This is a genomic window from Roseovarius spongiae, from assembly GCF_003651245.1.
GTDB classification, from domain to species: domain Bacteria; phylum Pseudomonadota; class Alphaproteobacteria; order Rhodobacterales; family Rhodobacteraceae; genus Roseovarius; species Roseovarius spongiae.
In genome coordinates, this window is the sequence record NZ_RAPE01000005.1 from 251,940 (window position 1) to 269,234 (window position 17,295).

Here is a 17,295-nt window from a genome sequence, read left to right on the forward strand (position 1 = left end):
ACATGGAATACTGAAAAAAGCTCTTTTATTCAGAAAATTAGGTGGTTACGCTTCAACTTTGAGGCGAAGTATAGGCAGCAGACCGGGAGCCGGTCGACATCTTGCCTTCCGGCCAAGGAAACCACTGAGTGAACCTGAAAGAACTAATTTCCGATGAGCGGAATTCGATTACGGGACAAGGCATCGATAGCAGAGCCTGTTCAAAGACGCTCCGGCACCTCCGCCGCCACAATTTTTGGGAGGGTGTCGAAGATGCGCCACACCTCTGGGAGCACCAGCAAGCAGCTATCGCCACGGTCGTCGCCTATCTGCACGGCGACAAGCAGATACCAGAGCGGCCCGAGCACACAGAAGCCGCGCTCCTGAAACTACCCACCGGCACTGGCAAGTCTGGCATCATTGCTATCCTTGCGCGGTGCCTGCCGGAGGTCCGCCGTGTACTCGTATTGACGCCACGCACCGCGCTGACTGAGCAACTCCTGGCGGACATCCGTTACCGTTTCTGGTCCCACCTTGGGTATGAGGCAAACGGCTCGGCACTCTTCACCGCGGAGTCTGACGTGTTCGGCACCACGCTTGAAAACGTGCATGTCGAACAATTGTTGCCCAAGAATGTCGGCATGGTGGTGCAGCATCTCGGCAATCAGGCCACTGATCGCGTCGTTCTCGTCGGCACCCATCAGGCGCTCGGCGACATCCGCAAGACGGCACATGATCCGGATGATGGCGGTTCGGCAGTTGCAGCAGATCTTCTTGCGCATATCCGGGACCAGTTTGATCTCGTGATCGTCGATGAAGGTCATTACGAGCCTGCTATCTCGTGGTCACGCGGCGTTCGAGAATTCAATCTGCCGACTCTATTATTGAGCGCAACGCCTTATAGGAACGACTACAAGTCTTTTCGTGTGCGCGGACGTTATCTCTTCAACTTCCCTTACCGGCAGGCCGTTGACAGGCGTATTATCCGTCCCGCCGATATCATCGTGCCAGAAGGCGACGCCGGGCCAGTGGCGGGGGAAGCTGCAATCCCGCGGTTTGTCGGCATTTTGCACAGGGAATTGCCCGAACGCCTGCGAGAAGCCGAAAGCTGGTTTTTGAACGGCGTAACGCCAAAAGTCATGGTGCGCGGTGACGACCTCGAGACCCTCACGCTCTTACAGACCGAGATTAACCGCGTCTTCGACACGCAAGCTGTCGTGATCCATGACCGCGCGAAAAAGACGCAGCAGAACAGGGACATGTTCACCAGCGTCGCGTCCGCTCTTCGGTCCCGCCCCGACGCGCAGTTCTGGATTCACCAGAACAAGCTCATGGAGGGGATCGACGATCCGTCATTCGTCGCCGTGGCAATCTTCGATCTCATGGGCAATGCGCGGCAACTCGTGCAACAGATTGGACGTGCGACCAGATATTCGAGGGGAGAGGACGGTCGGCCCCAGTCAGGTTGGATTCTTTCCACGCCTGCCAATGCCGAGCGGATTCGGAATGCTTGGCAGCGATACCAAGGGTACGAGGAATATGCGGCGCGGAACACCGCGCACATTGTCACGAACGAGGTTACGCTTCCGGACCGCTTGCTCGAATACATGGCCGAGTACCAGTATATTAGCGGTGAATTTCGGGGGCGCTTCGAGTTCGAACAGCCGCTCGCCGCAAGCGACATCCAGCTTCCCCGAACCGCCGCGGTTCTGAGAACTGCCGCGCCGCTTCCCGACATCCGTGTGTTTGCCACGGTGATCGAAGAAGCAATCATGGACAAGGACCGGTTCAAGATCACACCGATTGAAGGCATGCCAGATGGTTCGATGGGTTTTTCCTACTATGCATGGCGCAACTCGCCGCACCTGATCGACCGGTTCTTTTCTGAATGGAGGCTTGGGATTTTCCTTGCTGTCCAACAGGGCGAACTCGTTTTCATGCACGATACAGAAGGCCTTGTGGTGGATTTGGATGGCCTTAGCCTCAAACGTGCAGGCAGGTCAGTCATGGAAAAGGCCTTCCCTGAGGGTGTCGACAATCCGTCCCGACTTTCCCGCATGTCCTTCTCCTCTCTCGACATGTCCCAACATGCAATCCGGGCAATGGCGCTGCGGACCCGTTCCTTTGCAGATGCCTTCACCGATTTGCTTGATCCCTCGCTCGTTCCTGCAACTGCCGCCGGTTTTGTAAACGGGACCGCCCGGTATGTTGGCTTTAATCGCTCGCGCCTGCGCGATGCTTCGGAGCGCTATGTTCCGGTTTCAGACTATGTTACTTGGACTGCTGAGCTTGCTGCCGAGCTGGCGGATGCCGATCGAGAGCGAAGCCATGTCTTCGATCGATATGCAGCGTTGGTCGAAGATATCGATGACCAAGAAGCCCAGCCGGTTTCGATCCTGCTTGACCCATCGCTTGATGATATGCGGGACGACGAGGCCGGTGGTGCGGCCTGGGCTCTCCTTGAAGACATTGATTACTTTGATCTATGTGCCGCGGTGGACGGCGTAACAGGCGGATTCACGATCCAGATCGGTGACGAGGATGTGCCTTGTAGCGTCGAGTTCGTTCCGGAAGCGCGCAAATACAGGATTGCCAGCACCAGGCTGGATGAGCTTGCTCCCGCGCCGGAAGGAGAGGGCAGGCGTCAGGCGCTGACGCTCGTGCAGCGGCTTAACAAAGGGCAGGCCTTCCGCATTCTCACACAGCGTGACAGCGTCGTGTATTCGGAGGGCAATTTCTACGAACCGAAGATGCAGTGGGTTCAGGACGGCGGTGTAAAACCGATTCTCGAATATGTCCACGCATCGCCCACCCTCGATGCAGCCCTGACGGAGAAGGGCGAAAATCAATACGCTGCAAATCGTGCCGATTGGTACAGGCAGTCCATTTTCGGGCTCTTTTCGGTAACGTGCGAAGGCCAGCGCGTTGCCAACGGGATTGTGGACGATAAGCTTACCGCCGCAATTGAAGCTATACCGGTCTGGCTGTGTGATGACGATAGCCGTGAAGTCGCGGACTTCATAGGTTTTGATCCTGATAGCAGGAAGATCGTGCTTGTTCACGCAAAGGTCGGCGATGTGGGACGGGGCGGGACCGGGTATCATGTCGGCGGACTGCAGGATGTCGGTCGACAAGCACTCGCAAGCCTCGGGTTCATCTCGCGCGGACAGCCATCCACGGTCTGGACGCCCGAGCGATGGGAAACCGACGTACAGGCCAACCAAATCAGGCTACATGGTCGTAGCCGCATCTTTCGGAATCCTAACGGTCTCACAGCCGCTCAGCTCAACGATCTGCTCCAAGCGTCGTGCCGAAATCCTTCCTTCGATCGTGAAATTTGGATCGTCGGCGCGAAGATGGCGCGCAGGCAAGCGCTTGCTGATGGGCTGGACGAAGAGCCATGGGCGAACCGCCTGCGGCAATTCCTGATGCATTGGGATGCCATGCAGACAGCCTGTGCCCGGGCGAATACGCGATTGAAGTTCTACTGCTCAACTTAGGTTCTTAACGAAGTATGGCTGGATTTTATTGTGAGCAGCCATTGAGACGGTGTGCAGCGAAAGTCCGCTTCCCTGAAGGTTTTTCGATGCGGGCCGCGGCGCACCGGTGGCCATCCTGCGGTGGCGGCCCGCGTTGACAAACCTCGGAAGGAGGAAGCCGCGGGGGTCTTGGATCAGGCTATGGGGAAAGTGTGCGGATGTCTGGGTCGACCGTCGGATCTGGGTGGAACTGGAGGCGTGGCTTGCGTCCGATCCATTCCCTGATTACCTCAACGGCGCGGAGGGATTGCGAGTAAATGGACCTGCGCGGTCTGGCCGGTGACGGCAGGCGCAAACCGGGTTGGCCGGGTCTGCAGGGAGCATCCGGTGCCATTCTATAAAAGAGGGTCGCTGGCAGGAGATTTATCATGCGGCCTGCTCCCTGGGCGGTGCGCGCGACATCGGTTTCTGCCCGCGCCGGAAGATCTCGATGATGCGCATGGGGCCGCCACAGCAGGGGCTTGGCTCGCGCAGGGTGAGCGGGGCGGCCTCCGCCTCGGCACTTGGCGCAACGGGGTCTTCTGGGCGTTGTAGGCAGAGCAAGGCGCGGATCTTCGTGAGGTTGGCCTTGCGGGTCGAGCTGGCCAGCAGGCCGTAGTGCCGGATACGGTGGAACCCGTCAGGCAGGACGTGGATCAGGAAGCGGCGGATGAACTCGGGGGTGGCCAGCCGCATCACCTTCTGGCGATCTCCGTGCTTGATGCGGTAATCCTTCCAGCGGAAAGCCACAGTATCGGCATCGGCGCTGACCAGGCGGGCGTTCCAGATCGCCACCCGGTGGGTATAGAGAGGTGGTCCTGAATTTTCGACCAGTTTTCCGCCTGGCTAAGCTATCGCATTGGTTTCATGTCAGGCGGCGGCTTTCAGGTTCAGGGGCGGGCTATCATAAGCCTCGCTCGGCGTCAGGAGCCCGTGCGATGAGTGTGGGCGTTTTTCGTTGTAGTAGCTGATCCAGGTGGCGATCCCGGCTCTCGCCCGGCGACAGGCCGCCACCGGGAACGATCATGTGGACATGCGGGTGGTGGGTCATCGCCGAACCCCAGGTATGCAGTACCGACGTTATGCCGACCCGCGCGCCCATGCGCCTGGGATCGGCGGCGATGGTCATCACCGTTTGCGCCGAAGATTTGAACAATAGCTCATAGACGGCCCGCTTGTTCCAATAGGCGATCCGGGCAATCTCTGCTGGCAGCGTGAAGACGACATGGAAATACTCGACCGGCAACAGATCCTCGGCGCGCGCCTCCATCCAGTCGCTCGCCGCTGGCCCCTGACATTTGGGGCAATGCCGGTTCTTGCAGGAATTATAGGCAATATGCTGGTGGCCGCATTTGACACACCCGGCCACATGCCCGCCGAGCGCCTCGGTCCGGCAGGCCTCGATCGCCGACACTACCTTGAGCTGGGCAAGGCTGACATGCCCTGCATTGGCCCGCCGCCATGCAGGGCCATGAGCACGAAAGATGTCAGCGATCTCCAGCGTGGGCCGGGCCACGGCCCCCGGGCGTTATTCGAACCCTCGACGCAGGGTCTCGTCCTGCAGCAACTTGATCTGCTCATAGGGACTGGCCGTGCTGCGGATCGTCTTGGTGGCCACGTGGGCATAGCGCGCCGTCGTGGTCAGCTTGGCATGCCCGAGCAAAACCTGGATGACCCGGACATCCGTGTTGGCCTCCAGCAGATGCGTTGCGAAGCTGTGGCGGAGCGTGTGTAGCGTCGCGGCCTTCTTTATACCCGCCATGTGCTTGGCCGAGGTGAACGCCCGGTTCAACTGTCGCGGCGAAAGCGGGTTGATCTTGGGCTTACCGGGGAACAGCCAGCCCTCCGGGCGGGACTCGCGCCAATAGTCGCGCAACAGCGCAAGCAGATTGGGCGACAGCATTGCCTTGCGATCTCGCCCGCCCTTGCCGTCATCGACATGGATCAGCATCCGATCGCTGTCGATGTCGGTGACCTTGAGATGGCATACCTCCGAGGCGCGCAGCCCTGCGCCATAGCTGATGCCGAGGGCCGCCCGATACTTGAGCCCTGGGCCGGGAACCGCGGACAACAGATCGGCCACCTCCTCGACGCTGAGGACGATGGGCAATTTGCGGGGCTTGCGGTGGAACTGCATATACCGTTTCATCTCCTCACGCCCGCAGGTGACGCCGAAAAAGAAGCGAAGCGAGATAATACGCACATTGAACGTGCTGGCCGACACCCCGTCCTCGGTCATCTTGAGCTGATACGAGCGCAATTCCTCCGGCGTGGCCGTGTCTGGCGGCCGCCCGAGAAACGCCGCGAAATGCTTCACGTTGCGGATATGGGCCTTCTGGGTCTTCTCGGCCAAACCCCGAATGTTCATATCCTCGATCATCCGCTGGCGCAGCGGTGTTACTCTCTCCTCGGTCATGGAAGCCTCCTGTCTATCGATTGAGAAGGCCTCAATCGTCAGGCAGGTCAGGAAGATCGCAAAATGCGCATCGTTACGGGCGGTTCTCGCCATCAGCCAAGAACGCCAATGCCGCGGAGCGGCTTAGTCCGGCCGCCCCTTTTCGCTGGCCAGACCGGCCTCTGCCGGTCTCGCTCCCGCAAAGCTATCGCCTGGCCCAAAGCCAAGCGCGAAAAGCCACCACCTGATCGACAAACCATGACTTGGCCCTTACGGGCCAAGGCGGCCAGTCAACCGCCAGCTATTTAGGGAGCGCGGTCGACTGGCCGCCAGCGCTCTATGCGCCCTTAACGCGCAATCACAAAGTGGCCTACTTTTGCGCCGCCCTTTGGTCGGGTTTTACTCTGCCGTTGACAGTTTCGTAGAAAGCTTCAATGGCCGCATGCGCGATGAACTGCTCAACGAGACCATATTTCGCAATCTGGCTCACGCCCGAGCCGTGATCACGGCCTGGGCCACCGGCTACAACACCGAACGCCCGCATTCGGCTTTGGACTACCAGACCCCGGCTGCCTATGCACGGCCCCTAACGACCGCAATCGCCCGTCCCACTGCGCGAGATGAAAGCTCCGCGCGCCGGGCGATTGCTAAACCTGCGCCAATCGGCGTAAACACCAACCGGGCTCATGTCGCGGCTGGATGAAAGTTAAGTGGCAGGTCAATCCAACTCACATTCGCCCTTTTTTTGAGAAAACGCAATGATCCTATATAAGACGATCGCCCTAAAGTTTGGTCACTATCTCGACAACGAGCAGCCTGAGAATATGCGTGGCCCCGATGGGCAGTTAGTCTTGTCTGAGGAAATCCGTCAGCACTGGCAAAGTGTTCTTAGCGATCTCGCCTCGGCAAGAATCTATCTGCTTGACCATAATGCTGCGAGTTATCTCGATTCACTGAGAATGGATGTCCAAGGAATGCCATGGGAAGACCGGCCAGAGTGCGACATTCAAGGCTATGTCCGTGACGTCGACCTTCCGCGTGACCTTATTTGGATCGAATACGACGACCGCAAACTGTGGGAAGATCGTGTTGAGCGAGGCATAACGACCCAGAGTGAAGAAGAATTGAGCAACCGGCATCAGCGAGGGTTCCTCATTGATAATCGCTCTCCCGACAAATTGAGCGTGCGTCTTTTCTCTGCGGTGATTGACACGATGTTCTTTGACGCGCCCTTGGTCATAGAGATATCGAAAACACAAGATGGCCGCCCTGACTTTGATAGCGCCAATTGGCGACCCCAAAGGACCGTAATTGCGGGTCTAATGCGGCTTGGATTATTGGCCAGTGAAGTCTCGGTGCGAGAATATTTCGATGAACATAAAGGTCATCTCACCTACGAGATGGTAATTGGCTTTATGCTCTTCGCAGCTCTTGCCGCGCGTGAAGATGATCTGCTGTCGCAAGAAGTTGCAAGCCTATCGACCTCTCAGGCCAAAACAGCACGGAAATTTGGTAAGACTTGGATGACTGAAACGCTAAAGTCTCACGTCACCATTCGAATTGGACCGGCAGCTGAGCGGCATATGACTGAGCAAAAGGCAAGGCTTCGGTTTCAGGAGGCACAGGCTGTAAGCCGTGCCACGCCGACAGAGCATTGGGTGGTCGAACATGAAAGGCGGTATTTGAACGGGAAAGTAGTGCGAGTTCGGGCGCACAAGCGTGGACAATCAGCAAATAGAGATTTGCCAACGCGCGTCGTGGGACCGAGGATGCACGATTGAATTCTCTGGAAGCCGTGCTCGAAAGGGTGGCAGCCTATTTGTGCTATTTCTTCTGGGAACGGCCCTCACCGGACATTCCAGCGCGGCGAGGTGGATGCACGGGCGTGAAATCTCGGCGGAAACGAAAAGGCTGAAAGGCCGACTCAGGAATGCCTACGAAAATGAGAATTGGATAAATTCATGTCACGAGCTTGGAACGTAATTCCCGATATTCACGCTGATATCAAAAGGCTGGAAAACACCCTCGAGCAGCTTGGCAATGACGCGCCGATCGCGTTTCTCGGAGATTTTATCGACGCGGGGAAAAATGCGAACAGGTCCGACGATGCAGCCGTGCTGACATTGGTGCGCAACCTGATCGACGATCAGAACGCGGTCGCCGTGATGGGCAATCACGAATTGAACGCGATACTCTTCCACACTCTCGGCGAAGATGGCGCCCCGCTTCGTGAACGAAGTGAAAAGAACACCGACCAACATCGCAGCTTTATCCGCCAATTTGGCGTGTCGACACCGCAGGCCCAAGTATGGGCGGACTGGTTTCTGACTCTGCCGCTTTGGCACGAGCTGGATGGATTGCGCCTGGTTCATGCGTATTGGGGGCAGGCCGAGATTGACCTAATAGAAAAACGTCGCCCGAATGGGGTTCTCGCAGTGGAAGATCTTGCGGAAATCGCGGCGGAAGAGACCGCCTTCGCAAAGGCGGTCAAGGCATTGACCAATGGCCCCGAAATGAGGCTGCCCGCAGGAGTCCGCTTCCACGATTTCAAGGGATATCCACGCGACCATGTGCGCATCGCTTGGTGGCGCTCTGGTGCGCGGTCTTGGCGCGAGGCGGCCCTGTCCGTCACGGACCTCGACGAGTTGCCGGATGAGCCGTTTCCTGAAAATGGCGTCGTGCCACTTTATCCGCCGGACGGACCTCCGGTTTTGACCGGGCACTACAAGATGACCGGCGCGCCCTGCATCGAAACACCCAGGGCCGCATGCCTGGATTACCCAGACACACCCTGTGCGTATCTCTGGCGCGGTGAGCCGGAACTATGTCAGGATAATCTCGTGACGATTGCCGGGGAATAGCTCCACCAGAGGAGTCCGGAAGATGACCACCCACCACCCGGGATAGAACGCCGCCATGTGGTCCGCATCGAAACCCGACCCACTTACTGCATCAAGATCCCGGGCCAGCCGATCAATGATATCGGCACATTCGACTGCTCTGCGCCAGAGGTGAGCTATCTTCCCTTCGGGATAGATGAGGCCCAGGAGATTTCCAGCGATAGCACCAATGCTGTCACTGTCCCCGGAATGGGTCACCGCAAACCTTAGCCCGTTCTCAAACGGGTCTGAGGCAAGCGCGGCATGAAGTGCGATTGCCAGCGCTTCTTCTGCCGTCCAGCCAGCGTCGAGCGCCCCTAATCGCGAATCCCGGGTGCTGGATAGCCAGGGATTCAAACTATCGCCCTACAAGCACCCCGTAGCGTGCATCCATGAGTTGCGTGATAAAAATGTCGCGCCAGCAATCCGGAAATCGCGCCGAATCCGGGCTTTCAGCGATTCTGCGAAAAAGAGTTTGGTCGGCCGCATTTTGAGGGTCACGCGCAGAATGTCGTTTTTACCCATATAATCAAATGCTTAGATGCTGGCTCGATTTGTATGGGATCATTCTGATCTCCACGGTAACGATTCAGGCAAATAAAAATTGGCAAAAATCAGCTGTTGGTGTGTCCTCCGGAATGGGTAGTTTATCGCCACCAAGAGAAGGCTGAACCGCAAATCACATGGGTCAAGGCGCAGTTTTTTCTTCGTGAAACCGGCAATCAGCCAACTTCACAATCGACTACGCCACAGCCCGGCGACCAATTTCGAGGAAAAGATCAAGAGGAGATCAACCATGATAGTCATCGGCACAGAATAGACCATCAGAGTTCGCAAGCCCGCTCAATGTGAGGCCTGCATCCAGAGCCACCTGGCGACACCAGGTGCTCTCAACACCAAACCAGAAATCGGTATCGCCGCCTTTGGGCAGCCTCGGAGGGCATTCCGGCGAGCGGTACCGGCATGCCAAGAGGAAAATGAGCATGAGGAATTTGCCAAATAACGCGCCCGCCATGCCCGAGCGGGCCTTGTCGGGCCGCACGATCGCCAAGGGCCGGCGCAATCATTCCACCGGCCAATTCACCTCCGGGCCCGACAAAGGCGAGACCAGAGGCATCGAGAGCCACACCGAACCGTGCGGCGCGCATATGATCATCCTGCGACCCGGTGTTGTGGGTCTCGAGAACCAGATGCCGTTCGAGTGGAAGAAACCGAATGGCAAGAAGGGCACCCACTACTTTGATTTCCGGGTTCTGATGGCCGACGGCTGCCGCCGCGGGACGGCAAGGGAAGCCGGTGATCGGTGCGGATCGATGGTTTCCTCACCATGCTTTCCCGCCCTTCCGGCAGAATCTTCTCAATTCCAAACAGAGGCTTAGAAGATTTCTGCCGGATTCGATTAGGGCCCAACGGCAAAACATCAATCTTCTCACAAGGATGGGGGAAATCTTGCAGTTGTTGAGAGCCAGCCGACAGCGAGCTTCAAATAGGAATGTACGAAATGCCTACGACACATGAAGGCAATTTCCGCCTGCCGCTCCCGCCCAACGGGGCGCAGAGCTTCAAGATGGGAGCGAAGCAGCACTTCACCGACAGCCTCGGTGCGGGCGTTGACGAGGGCGACAGCTGGACGTGGAGAGCCACCCCGAGATGCTCACAGCGCTTGCGATGCTGGCGCGTCGCGATGTGGTCAACCTCGAGAACCAGATCCAGTTCGACTGAGCCGACGAATGAGGCAAGGCAACGATCCATAACCTGCCGGATGAACCCTGCCGGTACATCCCATTAGCGGAGGTCCAAAGGATGCTATTCGAACACAACATTATCGACGGCAAGCCTGCGCGAACGATTTACAAGCGTGGTTTGCAGAAGAAGGTGAACCGCCAAGCCTGCCGTAAGGCCATTGGTATCATCGACACCGAAAGCGTTGGTGAGTCGATCATTCTGGTTGCCGGAGAGGTCGACCCCAGAGTGCGGCGCATCGTTGCTCAGCCCGCCTCGTTTGATCTCAACACCGGTCAAGCCTATGCGAGCAAGGCTGCGCTCGTGGAAGCGTGTCGCGGCACACGCTACCGACCCTGGATCTACACCCCAGATTTTCTATTTGAGCTGACCAGCGGCAAGAACGTCTTCGTGGAAGGCAAGCATAGCCGATGGCTGCGCGACAATCCTGAGTTCGAAGCTGTCAGGCGAGCCATGTCCGAGCTCGGAAACCGGCTCTCTGTCGTGACGGAGATGATGTTCCCTCCGGCTCTTCACCGCAATCTTCGAGTTCTCCGGACTCTGCCGGACCGGCAGCTTGATCCGTCCGTGCGAAAATTGATTGAGACTCAGCTTCCCGACAATTTGAGGTTCGGCACTGCACAGCGATCTTTTGGCCTGACAAGACAGAATGTATATGCGGCCCTTTTCCAAGGCCTTCTCGCGACAGACCTCGCGATCGCTCCTTTCGCAGACCGGACCAATCTCTTTCGCACGGATGGCGACGTAACGCACCTTCAGGTTCTGCCGCTATGAACAAGATCCAATCATATGACGGTCGCCACCTTCGCGATGGCGATACCCTTTACCGCGTTATCGGTCGCGTCCATGGAAAGCCCGCTGTGATTCTCGATCTGAACGGGGCGCAGACAGAAATCACTCTCGAGGAGTATCATCGCCAGATCGGACTGGGAAATGTCTCCGAGGGGCAGGAGCCAATATTTCGCGATCGAGTATTCGATGACCAGGAAGCATCCGAAGCGGCCTTCCGTAAGCGCATACTTGAATTGGTCGACCGCTATCAGGAATTGGGCCTCACCTGGGCTGAAATAAAAAATGAGATGGAGCTCGAGCTTCAGAAAGACCAACGCTTCGCTTCGCGGGCTTCAAAGCTCCCTGCCGTTCGCACGATCCAGAAGTATCGCTCTGACTTCTGTGCGAAAGGCAATCTCGCCTTAGTAGATAAACGGTCTCAATCCGGAAATTACACTATCCGCTACGACGATATTTTGCGGGATGTCGTCCTCGATCTTCTCGAGGAATCCTATCTCGCATCCGACCGTATGACGATGACTGACCTGGCTTGGCAATCTCGGATCAATTATTTGAAGCGTTTTTCGGAAGAGCGGCCGAAACAAGAACCAGGAAATCATGGCCGAAAGGCCGTGGAGTCAATACTTGACGACTTCATTCCCCATTCTGACGTCTTGAAAAAACGGCTGGGAAGGAAGGTTGCGCGCAAGGTCCTACTCCAAGCTGGCAATTTTCAGAAAATCGAACATGCCTATGACAGGCTTGAGGTCGACTCCACGCAGGCCGATATTTTCGTGATCTACGATGGTAAACTGATCAGGCCGTGGGTCACGCTGGTTGTCGATGCAGCAACGGGCTCCATTGTCGGACTCGTAGTTTCTCTTGAGAATCCAACGGGTTTGACAACTGCGACCGCGCTCTTCGAGGCCATGACGGGGAATGATGAGGAGTTCTTCGATCGGTTCGGTATCAAGAATCGTGTGCACTTTGCCGGCTACCCCCTGACTGTCGTAGCAGACCAAGGCTCCGAGAACTCGGGCGAAATCATCGACCGCCTACTGTCGACGACTGCCATCGAGCTGCAAAAGAACATCCCTGGACATCCGGAAAAGAAGCCATTTGTTGAGCGCGCCATGTCAACTCTCAAGACCTTCGTAACAAAGCTCGAGGGTGCGACTCAAACTCGGGAGCTTTCTTTCAAGGATCGTTACGATCGGGCCATCTCGGAGGCATGTTGGACTTTTGACGAGTTCATCCAGAAGGTTCAGGTCTGGCGCTACGATGTCTATGGCGCCCTTCCTCGCCGACGGGTGCAGTCCCCGCTGAAGCGCAAAGAGAGCCCGATCGAGAGCTGGCGTCGCCTTTGCACTGAAGCCTACGTCCCAGAACCGCCGAACAAACAGACGCTCGCCCAGATGTTTTACTGCCAGTCTGCAAAGAGAATTGTGCACAACTACGGTATCGAAGTGGGATATGTTCAGTATTCGTCGCCTGAGCTCCGCATGCTCAAGCAAAATACAAAAGGCAAACTTGAGGTCGATATTCGGATCAATCCGGCCGATATCCGGGAAATTATCATGTCGCATCCGAAATCCGGAGAGACATTTTATGTCCCGTGCAAGGACCCCGAAATGCCTGCGATTTCCGTGGCGGAGCGGGACCGCATCATTGCTATGAATAGGCGTGATTCCGATGACTACCTGTCTGCGCAAGAGGTTCTGGCAGCCTTGGTGGCGGGCAAGCACCACAAGCCTTCCAAGGCTACCTCCAATGGGGGCAAGGCGCGACATGCCGCTCAGCGCAAGCGGCGCGACGATGAGATCACTCAGCGGAGCAACCGGTCGAGAAACCCAGCAGCTCCGGACATCGCCTCCCGCCCCACAATGCCGGTATTCGCCCCTGAGCGACGCAACCGTATTTTACAACGAGGATAATCGACTGTGAATAATGTTTCCCTGAGGGATCTGCGGATCTCACACGCGCGCTACGATAGGGCACTGAACCAGATGCTCGAGGCAATCGAGCTGGCAGGTTCGGACGGCACCTGCATTCCGTTTCTTGGGCCCACCCGCGTCGGTAAGTCCGACCTCATGTCAGCTGTAAAAAGCCAAGTGTCGAAGGACAGATCTGGACCAGGGTACATTCTCCCTTCACCAGATTTCCTCTACGGTGTGATATCACCCAAACCGAATGACTCAGAGCTCTATGCGTCCGTCATTCGCACTATGGGGCGTGTCGGGGCGAATTCTAAGCTCTCACTATTGCAGGACAGGATGTATGATCTGCTCGAACAGCGCGATATTCGGATCGTGGCTCTCGACGAGTGCAGCCATTGCGCCGAGCCGGGCGCAAACCTCACACGACGCGCTGCGGCGGATCATTTCAAGACCATCATCGATCGGTCGGGCGTGATCCTCATCCTGATGGGTCTGCCAAAAGCGCAGCGCCTCATCGACGAGAACGAGCAATTTGCAGCGCGGTCGATGGCAACGATCGAGCTCCATCCTTATCGCTGGACCAACCCTGATGACCGCAACGAATTCACTACAGTGATCTACAGTATATTCGACTACCTCAGGGAGCGCGGCATCTCGCTCGAATTCGACTGGATCGACATGTCCCGGCGCCTCTTCGCGACCTCCGGAGGTCGTGTCGGGATGGTAATCGAACTGCTTGAGGTCGCCGTTCGATCCACTGCGCGAGACGGTGTCTTGGATATGTCGGACATGGGGAAGGCTGCCGACATACGGCTTCAGGGCCTCTCTCGCCTTGCGCCGATCTTCAACACTGATCCCCCGCAGGATGACGTTCTTCTTCGATCTTATGCGAAGGTCATGCGGGACGCGGGATTGCAGCTACCCGATCCGAATTCATCGCTCGAACTCGAAGCGTTCCGCGCTACGGAAGAAGGAGCGCTTGCAGCATGACACCTGAGACACACGAAAGCCTTCTCGGCTACATCAAGCGGCGGTCGGACGCGGAAGGCTTCCCTGAAGCAGGTGGTTTCCTGACCATGCTCGGGCAGTCCTACGGGCGCGCGATGATCGAGGAGGCTGAGCGACTGGCCGAGGATCTCGATATTGACTTGGCGACGCTGGAGCCGATCCTGCCGTCCGCCCAGTCAAAAGACCCTGCGCTCGACTGGTCGTTCCATCGAATGCATCGCGACCCGGTTTGCCCGTCATGTATCGCCGCCAGTCAACCTCGCCGGAAAGAGTGGCGACACGCTATGGTTTCGGCATGCGCCGAGCACGGCTGTCAGCTGATCGATGAATGCCCCGGCTGTGGGGGCCCTCTGACCCTGCTTGGTGATGGGTATGCGGGCTGCCTATGCGGAGCCTCCTATGGCGATGCGATGGCTGTGCCAGCCAGCTCTCTCGAGACCGAATTCTCAAGGATGATAGCGGGGCGATCCGCCAAACTTGCGGGTGTTGAGCTTTGTGCAGACGACGGTTTGCACAATGCCCGCACGGTGTGGTTTTTGAGCGCAAACATGGCCAAGGCGCGAACCGGGAAAGAAGGCAAGTCGATCTATCCCAAGACCGTCGCAGAAGCGCGCACCCGGCTAAGATCGGTTGAAGCTCTCCTGCTCGATTGGCCAACGGCATTCGACGATCACGTCGTGCAAAGATGGAATGGTCCGGGTGCGGAGGGTATGACGGCCGCCATGCGGTTGGGTGCCTGGTATCGCAGTCTTCTTAGGCAGAAAGGTGCGTTGGCTGAAGCACTTCTGTCCCGGTGCCTCATTGTTGTCAGCACAGTGTGCGGTGACGCATACAAGACCAATCGTCACAAAGATGGCTCGAATTGGGTGAGCGCCGCTCAGGCTGGAGATATTCTGGGCATCCGGAGCGAGAGGGTTGTCGAGGCAGTTCGAGGCGGAATGATGATTGGCTCGCAGGGAAGATCAGGCACCGGTCACCTCCATACGATTGTCAGAATGCAAGATATCGAAGAGGTCCACGAGCTACGAGCACGATCCGGGACCAAGGAAAAGGTCCGCAGCATCCTCGGTGTTTCGCGAAAACAATTCCAGCTCATGGAGGAGGCGAGGTTCTTCGGTGCTGGATGCAGGATGTCGGCTCACCCTTGCGTCGATGGCGACTACGACCTCGAGAACATCTGTGCTGCGGTAGATGAAATCCGGCAGGTGGCCCATGGCGAAAGTGCCAGAGCAGATGGTTTGGTGGCCTTTCGCAAGGTCAATCTGCGAAGGACGACTGATCGGACCGGGATTCTGAAGATCTACCGCCTCATAGCCGACCAGAAACTTCGAGCGGTGACGTTCCCTGAGGGTGACGGCCTCGGCAACGCGCTCTTTGACGCGGCGGAGATCGACCGCGTTCTTCAAGATCATGGCGGCGCGCGTGCATGGACTGCCGGAGAGGTTGCGGGATTTTCCGGGTGGAAGCCCGAATGCGTCACCGGGTGGTGCGAGCAGGGTTTGCTTCAAGCAACCAGAGGAAAGCGGGGTTCTTTCAACGTCTGGCAGATTACTGAGGAAGCGCTCTCCCGGTTCCGCCAGGAATTCCAGGTGGTCTCGGACCTTGCGAAGGAAGGCAAAACTACCTCCCGAAAGCTGCTCGCATCCCTCGCAGATCGCGGGATCTCCTCGGTCGGGTCGCAGCCGGTAGGGACATCATCCCGTGGGCATCTGATCCGAACCGGTGAAATTGCCCGGATGATTGCGTTTCCGACAACCTGATCGATCCAGTCGCGCCCTATTTGAAAGCCGCCAGGGGATGCCTTGGCGGCTTTCGGCGTTTCTGAGCAATGGATTGCTGTCCGGATTTTGCTTATCAAGATACAGGATGGTCGCCGACACGAAGCGGCACGCCGGGCGCGCAATATTATAGGCAAATCGCGCAAGTCTTTGGGCGAACAGTGCGCAAACTATTGGGCCAGCACTGGCGATTTTCTCCAATGATTAAATGCAGAGCGCGCACGACTACGCGACATACTACAGAGTGTGTGGGCGTGCGCTTTGGATCTTCGCCGCCTACAACCGGAAGCCGCGAACGACGAGAGCCCGCCGAGGTATGATCAATCCCAACCCTGCCGCATATGATCGATGAAATTCCTCGAACGCGGCTCTGAAAGCTTCTCGCCGGTTTTGGTCCAGGGCGGCGTATGTGGCCGCAACGGGCCCGAAGCCGTTGACGTATTCCTCCCAGACCGTTGCTTCATCCGGCGCATAGAATGTCGTGACCTGTTCTCGGACGTCGATCTTGAAATGGGTTCCCACGACCTCTTGCAACCAGCTTGAACGCCCCCAATCGAAAGGCGAGGCGGGTGGCGGAGGCGCGTCAGACCATTCACCGATCAGATCAAAAAATCGCGCGATGTAGCCCCCGGGATCGTCAGCCCATGTTGCAAGCGCCAGACGGCCGCCGGGCCGAAGCACACGGGCCATCTCCGCCGCTGCCTCGACCGGTTTGCTCGAGAAGATGACGCCGTAGGTCGAGACCACTCCGTCGAAGCTTGCCTCTTCAAACGGCAGGTCTTCGGCCGCCGCCCGCCGGAACGCGGGGCGCGGCTCAACCCTCGCTGACAGGACATCAGCTGCTTCCAGCATGCCGGGGGCGATATCCACTCCGGTGACGTTCGCCCCGCGCCAGGCCGCAAGCCGCGCGGCCCAGCCGGTGCCTGTCCCGATATCGAGAATGCGTTCGCCGGGACGCGGCCAGAGGGCCTGGACCGCGTGGGAAATGGTGTCGGACAGGCCGAATGAAATCCCGTCATAGGATTTGCCCGGCTGTCCCCACATCTGTGCTTCGGGTGTCAATGCGCTGGTCATGGCCGCCTCCTGTCCGTGGCCTTGATCGATTGTGCCAATCAGGACCGATGAGGGATACTGCATAATCTGGAGTATTCGCGGAGTGGCCATCAGGATATGATGTGGATGTAAGAGGAGGCCGGGATGACGAAGGGGTATGCTCAATTCTGTCCCATCGCCAAAGCTGCGGAGATCTTCTGCGAACGCTGGACAGCATTGGTGATCCGAAATCTC

At 57.6% G+C, this 17,295-nt stretch carries 11 protein-coding genes and 2 pseudogenes; 9 read left to right on the forward strand and 4 right to left on the reverse strand.

Features of this window, described 5'->3' with window-relative positions; all coding sequences use genetic code 11:
- The first annotated feature begins 128 nt into the window (after positions 1–128).
- Positions 129–3,479 carry a DEAD/DEAH box helicase gene (locus tag D6850_RS16405; RefSeq protein ID WP_121168690.1) on the forward strand — a complete coding sequence of 1,117 codons (3,351 nt, stop codon included), beginning with the start codon at positions 129–131 and terminating at the stop codon, positions 3,477–3,479.
- A 405-nt stretch (positions 3,480–3,884) separates the two neighbouring features.
- Here D6850_RS16405 and D6850_RS19950 read toward each other — a convergent pair.
- Positions 3,885–5,013, reverse strand: a pseudogene (locus D6850_RS19950) (IS91 family transposase).
- 12 nt (positions 5,014–5,025) lie between these two features.
- Positions 5,026–5,913 (reverse strand): tyrosine-type recombinase/integrase, encoded by an 888-nt coding sequence (locus D6850_RS16420; RefSeq protein ID WP_121168691.1) that lies wholly within the window; start codon positions 5,911–5,913, stop codon positions 5,026–5,028.
- Positions 5,914–6,304: 391 nt separating this feature from the next.
- Between D6850_RS16420 and D6850_RS16425 the strand changes: the two are divergent.
- From D6850_RS16425 to D6850_RS16435, 3 genes and pseudogenes are all read left to right on the forward strand, one after another.
- A pseudogene (locus tag D6850_RS16425) lies at positions 6,305–6,595 on the forward strand (integrase core domain-containing protein); the annotation flags it as partial.
- A 55-nt stretch (positions 6,596–6,650) separates the two neighbouring features.
- The gene (locus D6850_RS19325) at positions 6,651–7,673 is read left to right on the forward strand and encodes a hypothetical protein (RefSeq protein ID WP_147438914.1); all 1,023 of its coding nucleotides are present in this window, start codon (positions 6,651–6,653) and stop codon (positions 7,671–7,673) included.
- A 168-nt stretch (positions 7,674–7,841) separates the two neighbouring features.
- Positions 7,842–8,753 (forward strand): metallophosphoesterase, encoded by a 912-nt coding sequence (locus D6850_RS16435; RefSeq protein ID WP_121168693.1) that lies wholly within the window; start codon positions 7,842–7,844, stop codon positions 8,751–8,753.
- Here D6850_RS16435 and D6850_RS16440 read toward each other — a convergent pair.
- On the reverse strand, positions 8,715–9,128 hold the full coding sequence (locus D6850_RS16440) for an ADP-ribosylglycohydrolase family protein (protein ID WP_121168694.1): 414 nt from the start codon (positions 9,126–9,128) through the stop codon (positions 8,715–8,717). The two genes, D6850_RS16435 and D6850_RS16440, sit on opposite strands and share 39 nt — an antisense overlap.
- Positions 9,129–9,754: 626 nt before the next feature.
- Between D6850_RS16440 and D6850_RS16445 the strand changes: the two genes are divergently transcribed.
- The 5 genes from D6850_RS16445 (at position 9,755) to D6850_RS16465 (ending at position 15,990) form a co-directional block, all read left to right on the forward strand.
- Positions 9,755–10,150, forward strand: coding sequence for a hypothetical protein (locus tag D6850_RS16445; protein WP_121168695.1), 396 nt, complete (start codon positions 9,755–9,757; stop codon positions 10,148–10,150).
- 424 nt (positions 10,151–10,574) lie between these two features.
- Complete coding sequence (locus tag D6850_RS16450) at positions 10,575–11,288, forward strand: hypothetical protein (RefSeq protein ID WP_121168696.1); 714 nt, start codon at positions 10,575–10,577, stop codon at positions 11,286–11,288.
- Complete coding sequence (locus D6850_RS16455) at positions 11,285–13,219, forward strand: Mu transposase C-terminal domain-containing protein (RefSeq protein ID WP_121168697.1); 1,935 nt, start codon at positions 11,285–11,287, stop codon at positions 13,217–13,219. Before D6850_RS16450 ends, D6850_RS16455 begins: the two co-directional genes overlap by 4 nt.
- Before the next feature lie 6 nt (positions 13,220–13,225).
- Positions 13,226–14,212, forward strand: coding sequence for a TniB family NTP-binding protein (locus D6850_RS16460; protein WP_281272598.1), 987 nt, complete (start codon positions 13,226–13,228; stop codon positions 14,210–14,212).
- Positions 14,209–15,990, forward strand: a complete 1,782-nt coding sequence (locus tag D6850_RS16465; RefSeq protein WP_121168699.1) for a TniQ family protein — start codon at positions 14,209–14,211, stop codon at positions 15,988–15,990. Before D6850_RS16460 ends, D6850_RS16465 begins: the two co-directional genes overlap by 4 nt.
- 294 nt (positions 15,991–16,284) lie before the next feature.
- On the opposite strand, the gene D6850_RS16470 is transcribed toward D6850_RS16465, so the two are convergent.
- Positions 16,285–17,082, reverse strand: coding sequence for a class I SAM-dependent methyltransferase (locus tag D6850_RS16470; protein WP_217510736.1), 798 nt, complete (start codon positions 17,080–17,082; stop codon positions 16,285–16,287).
- Positions 17,083–17,295 lie beyond the last annotated feature (213 nt).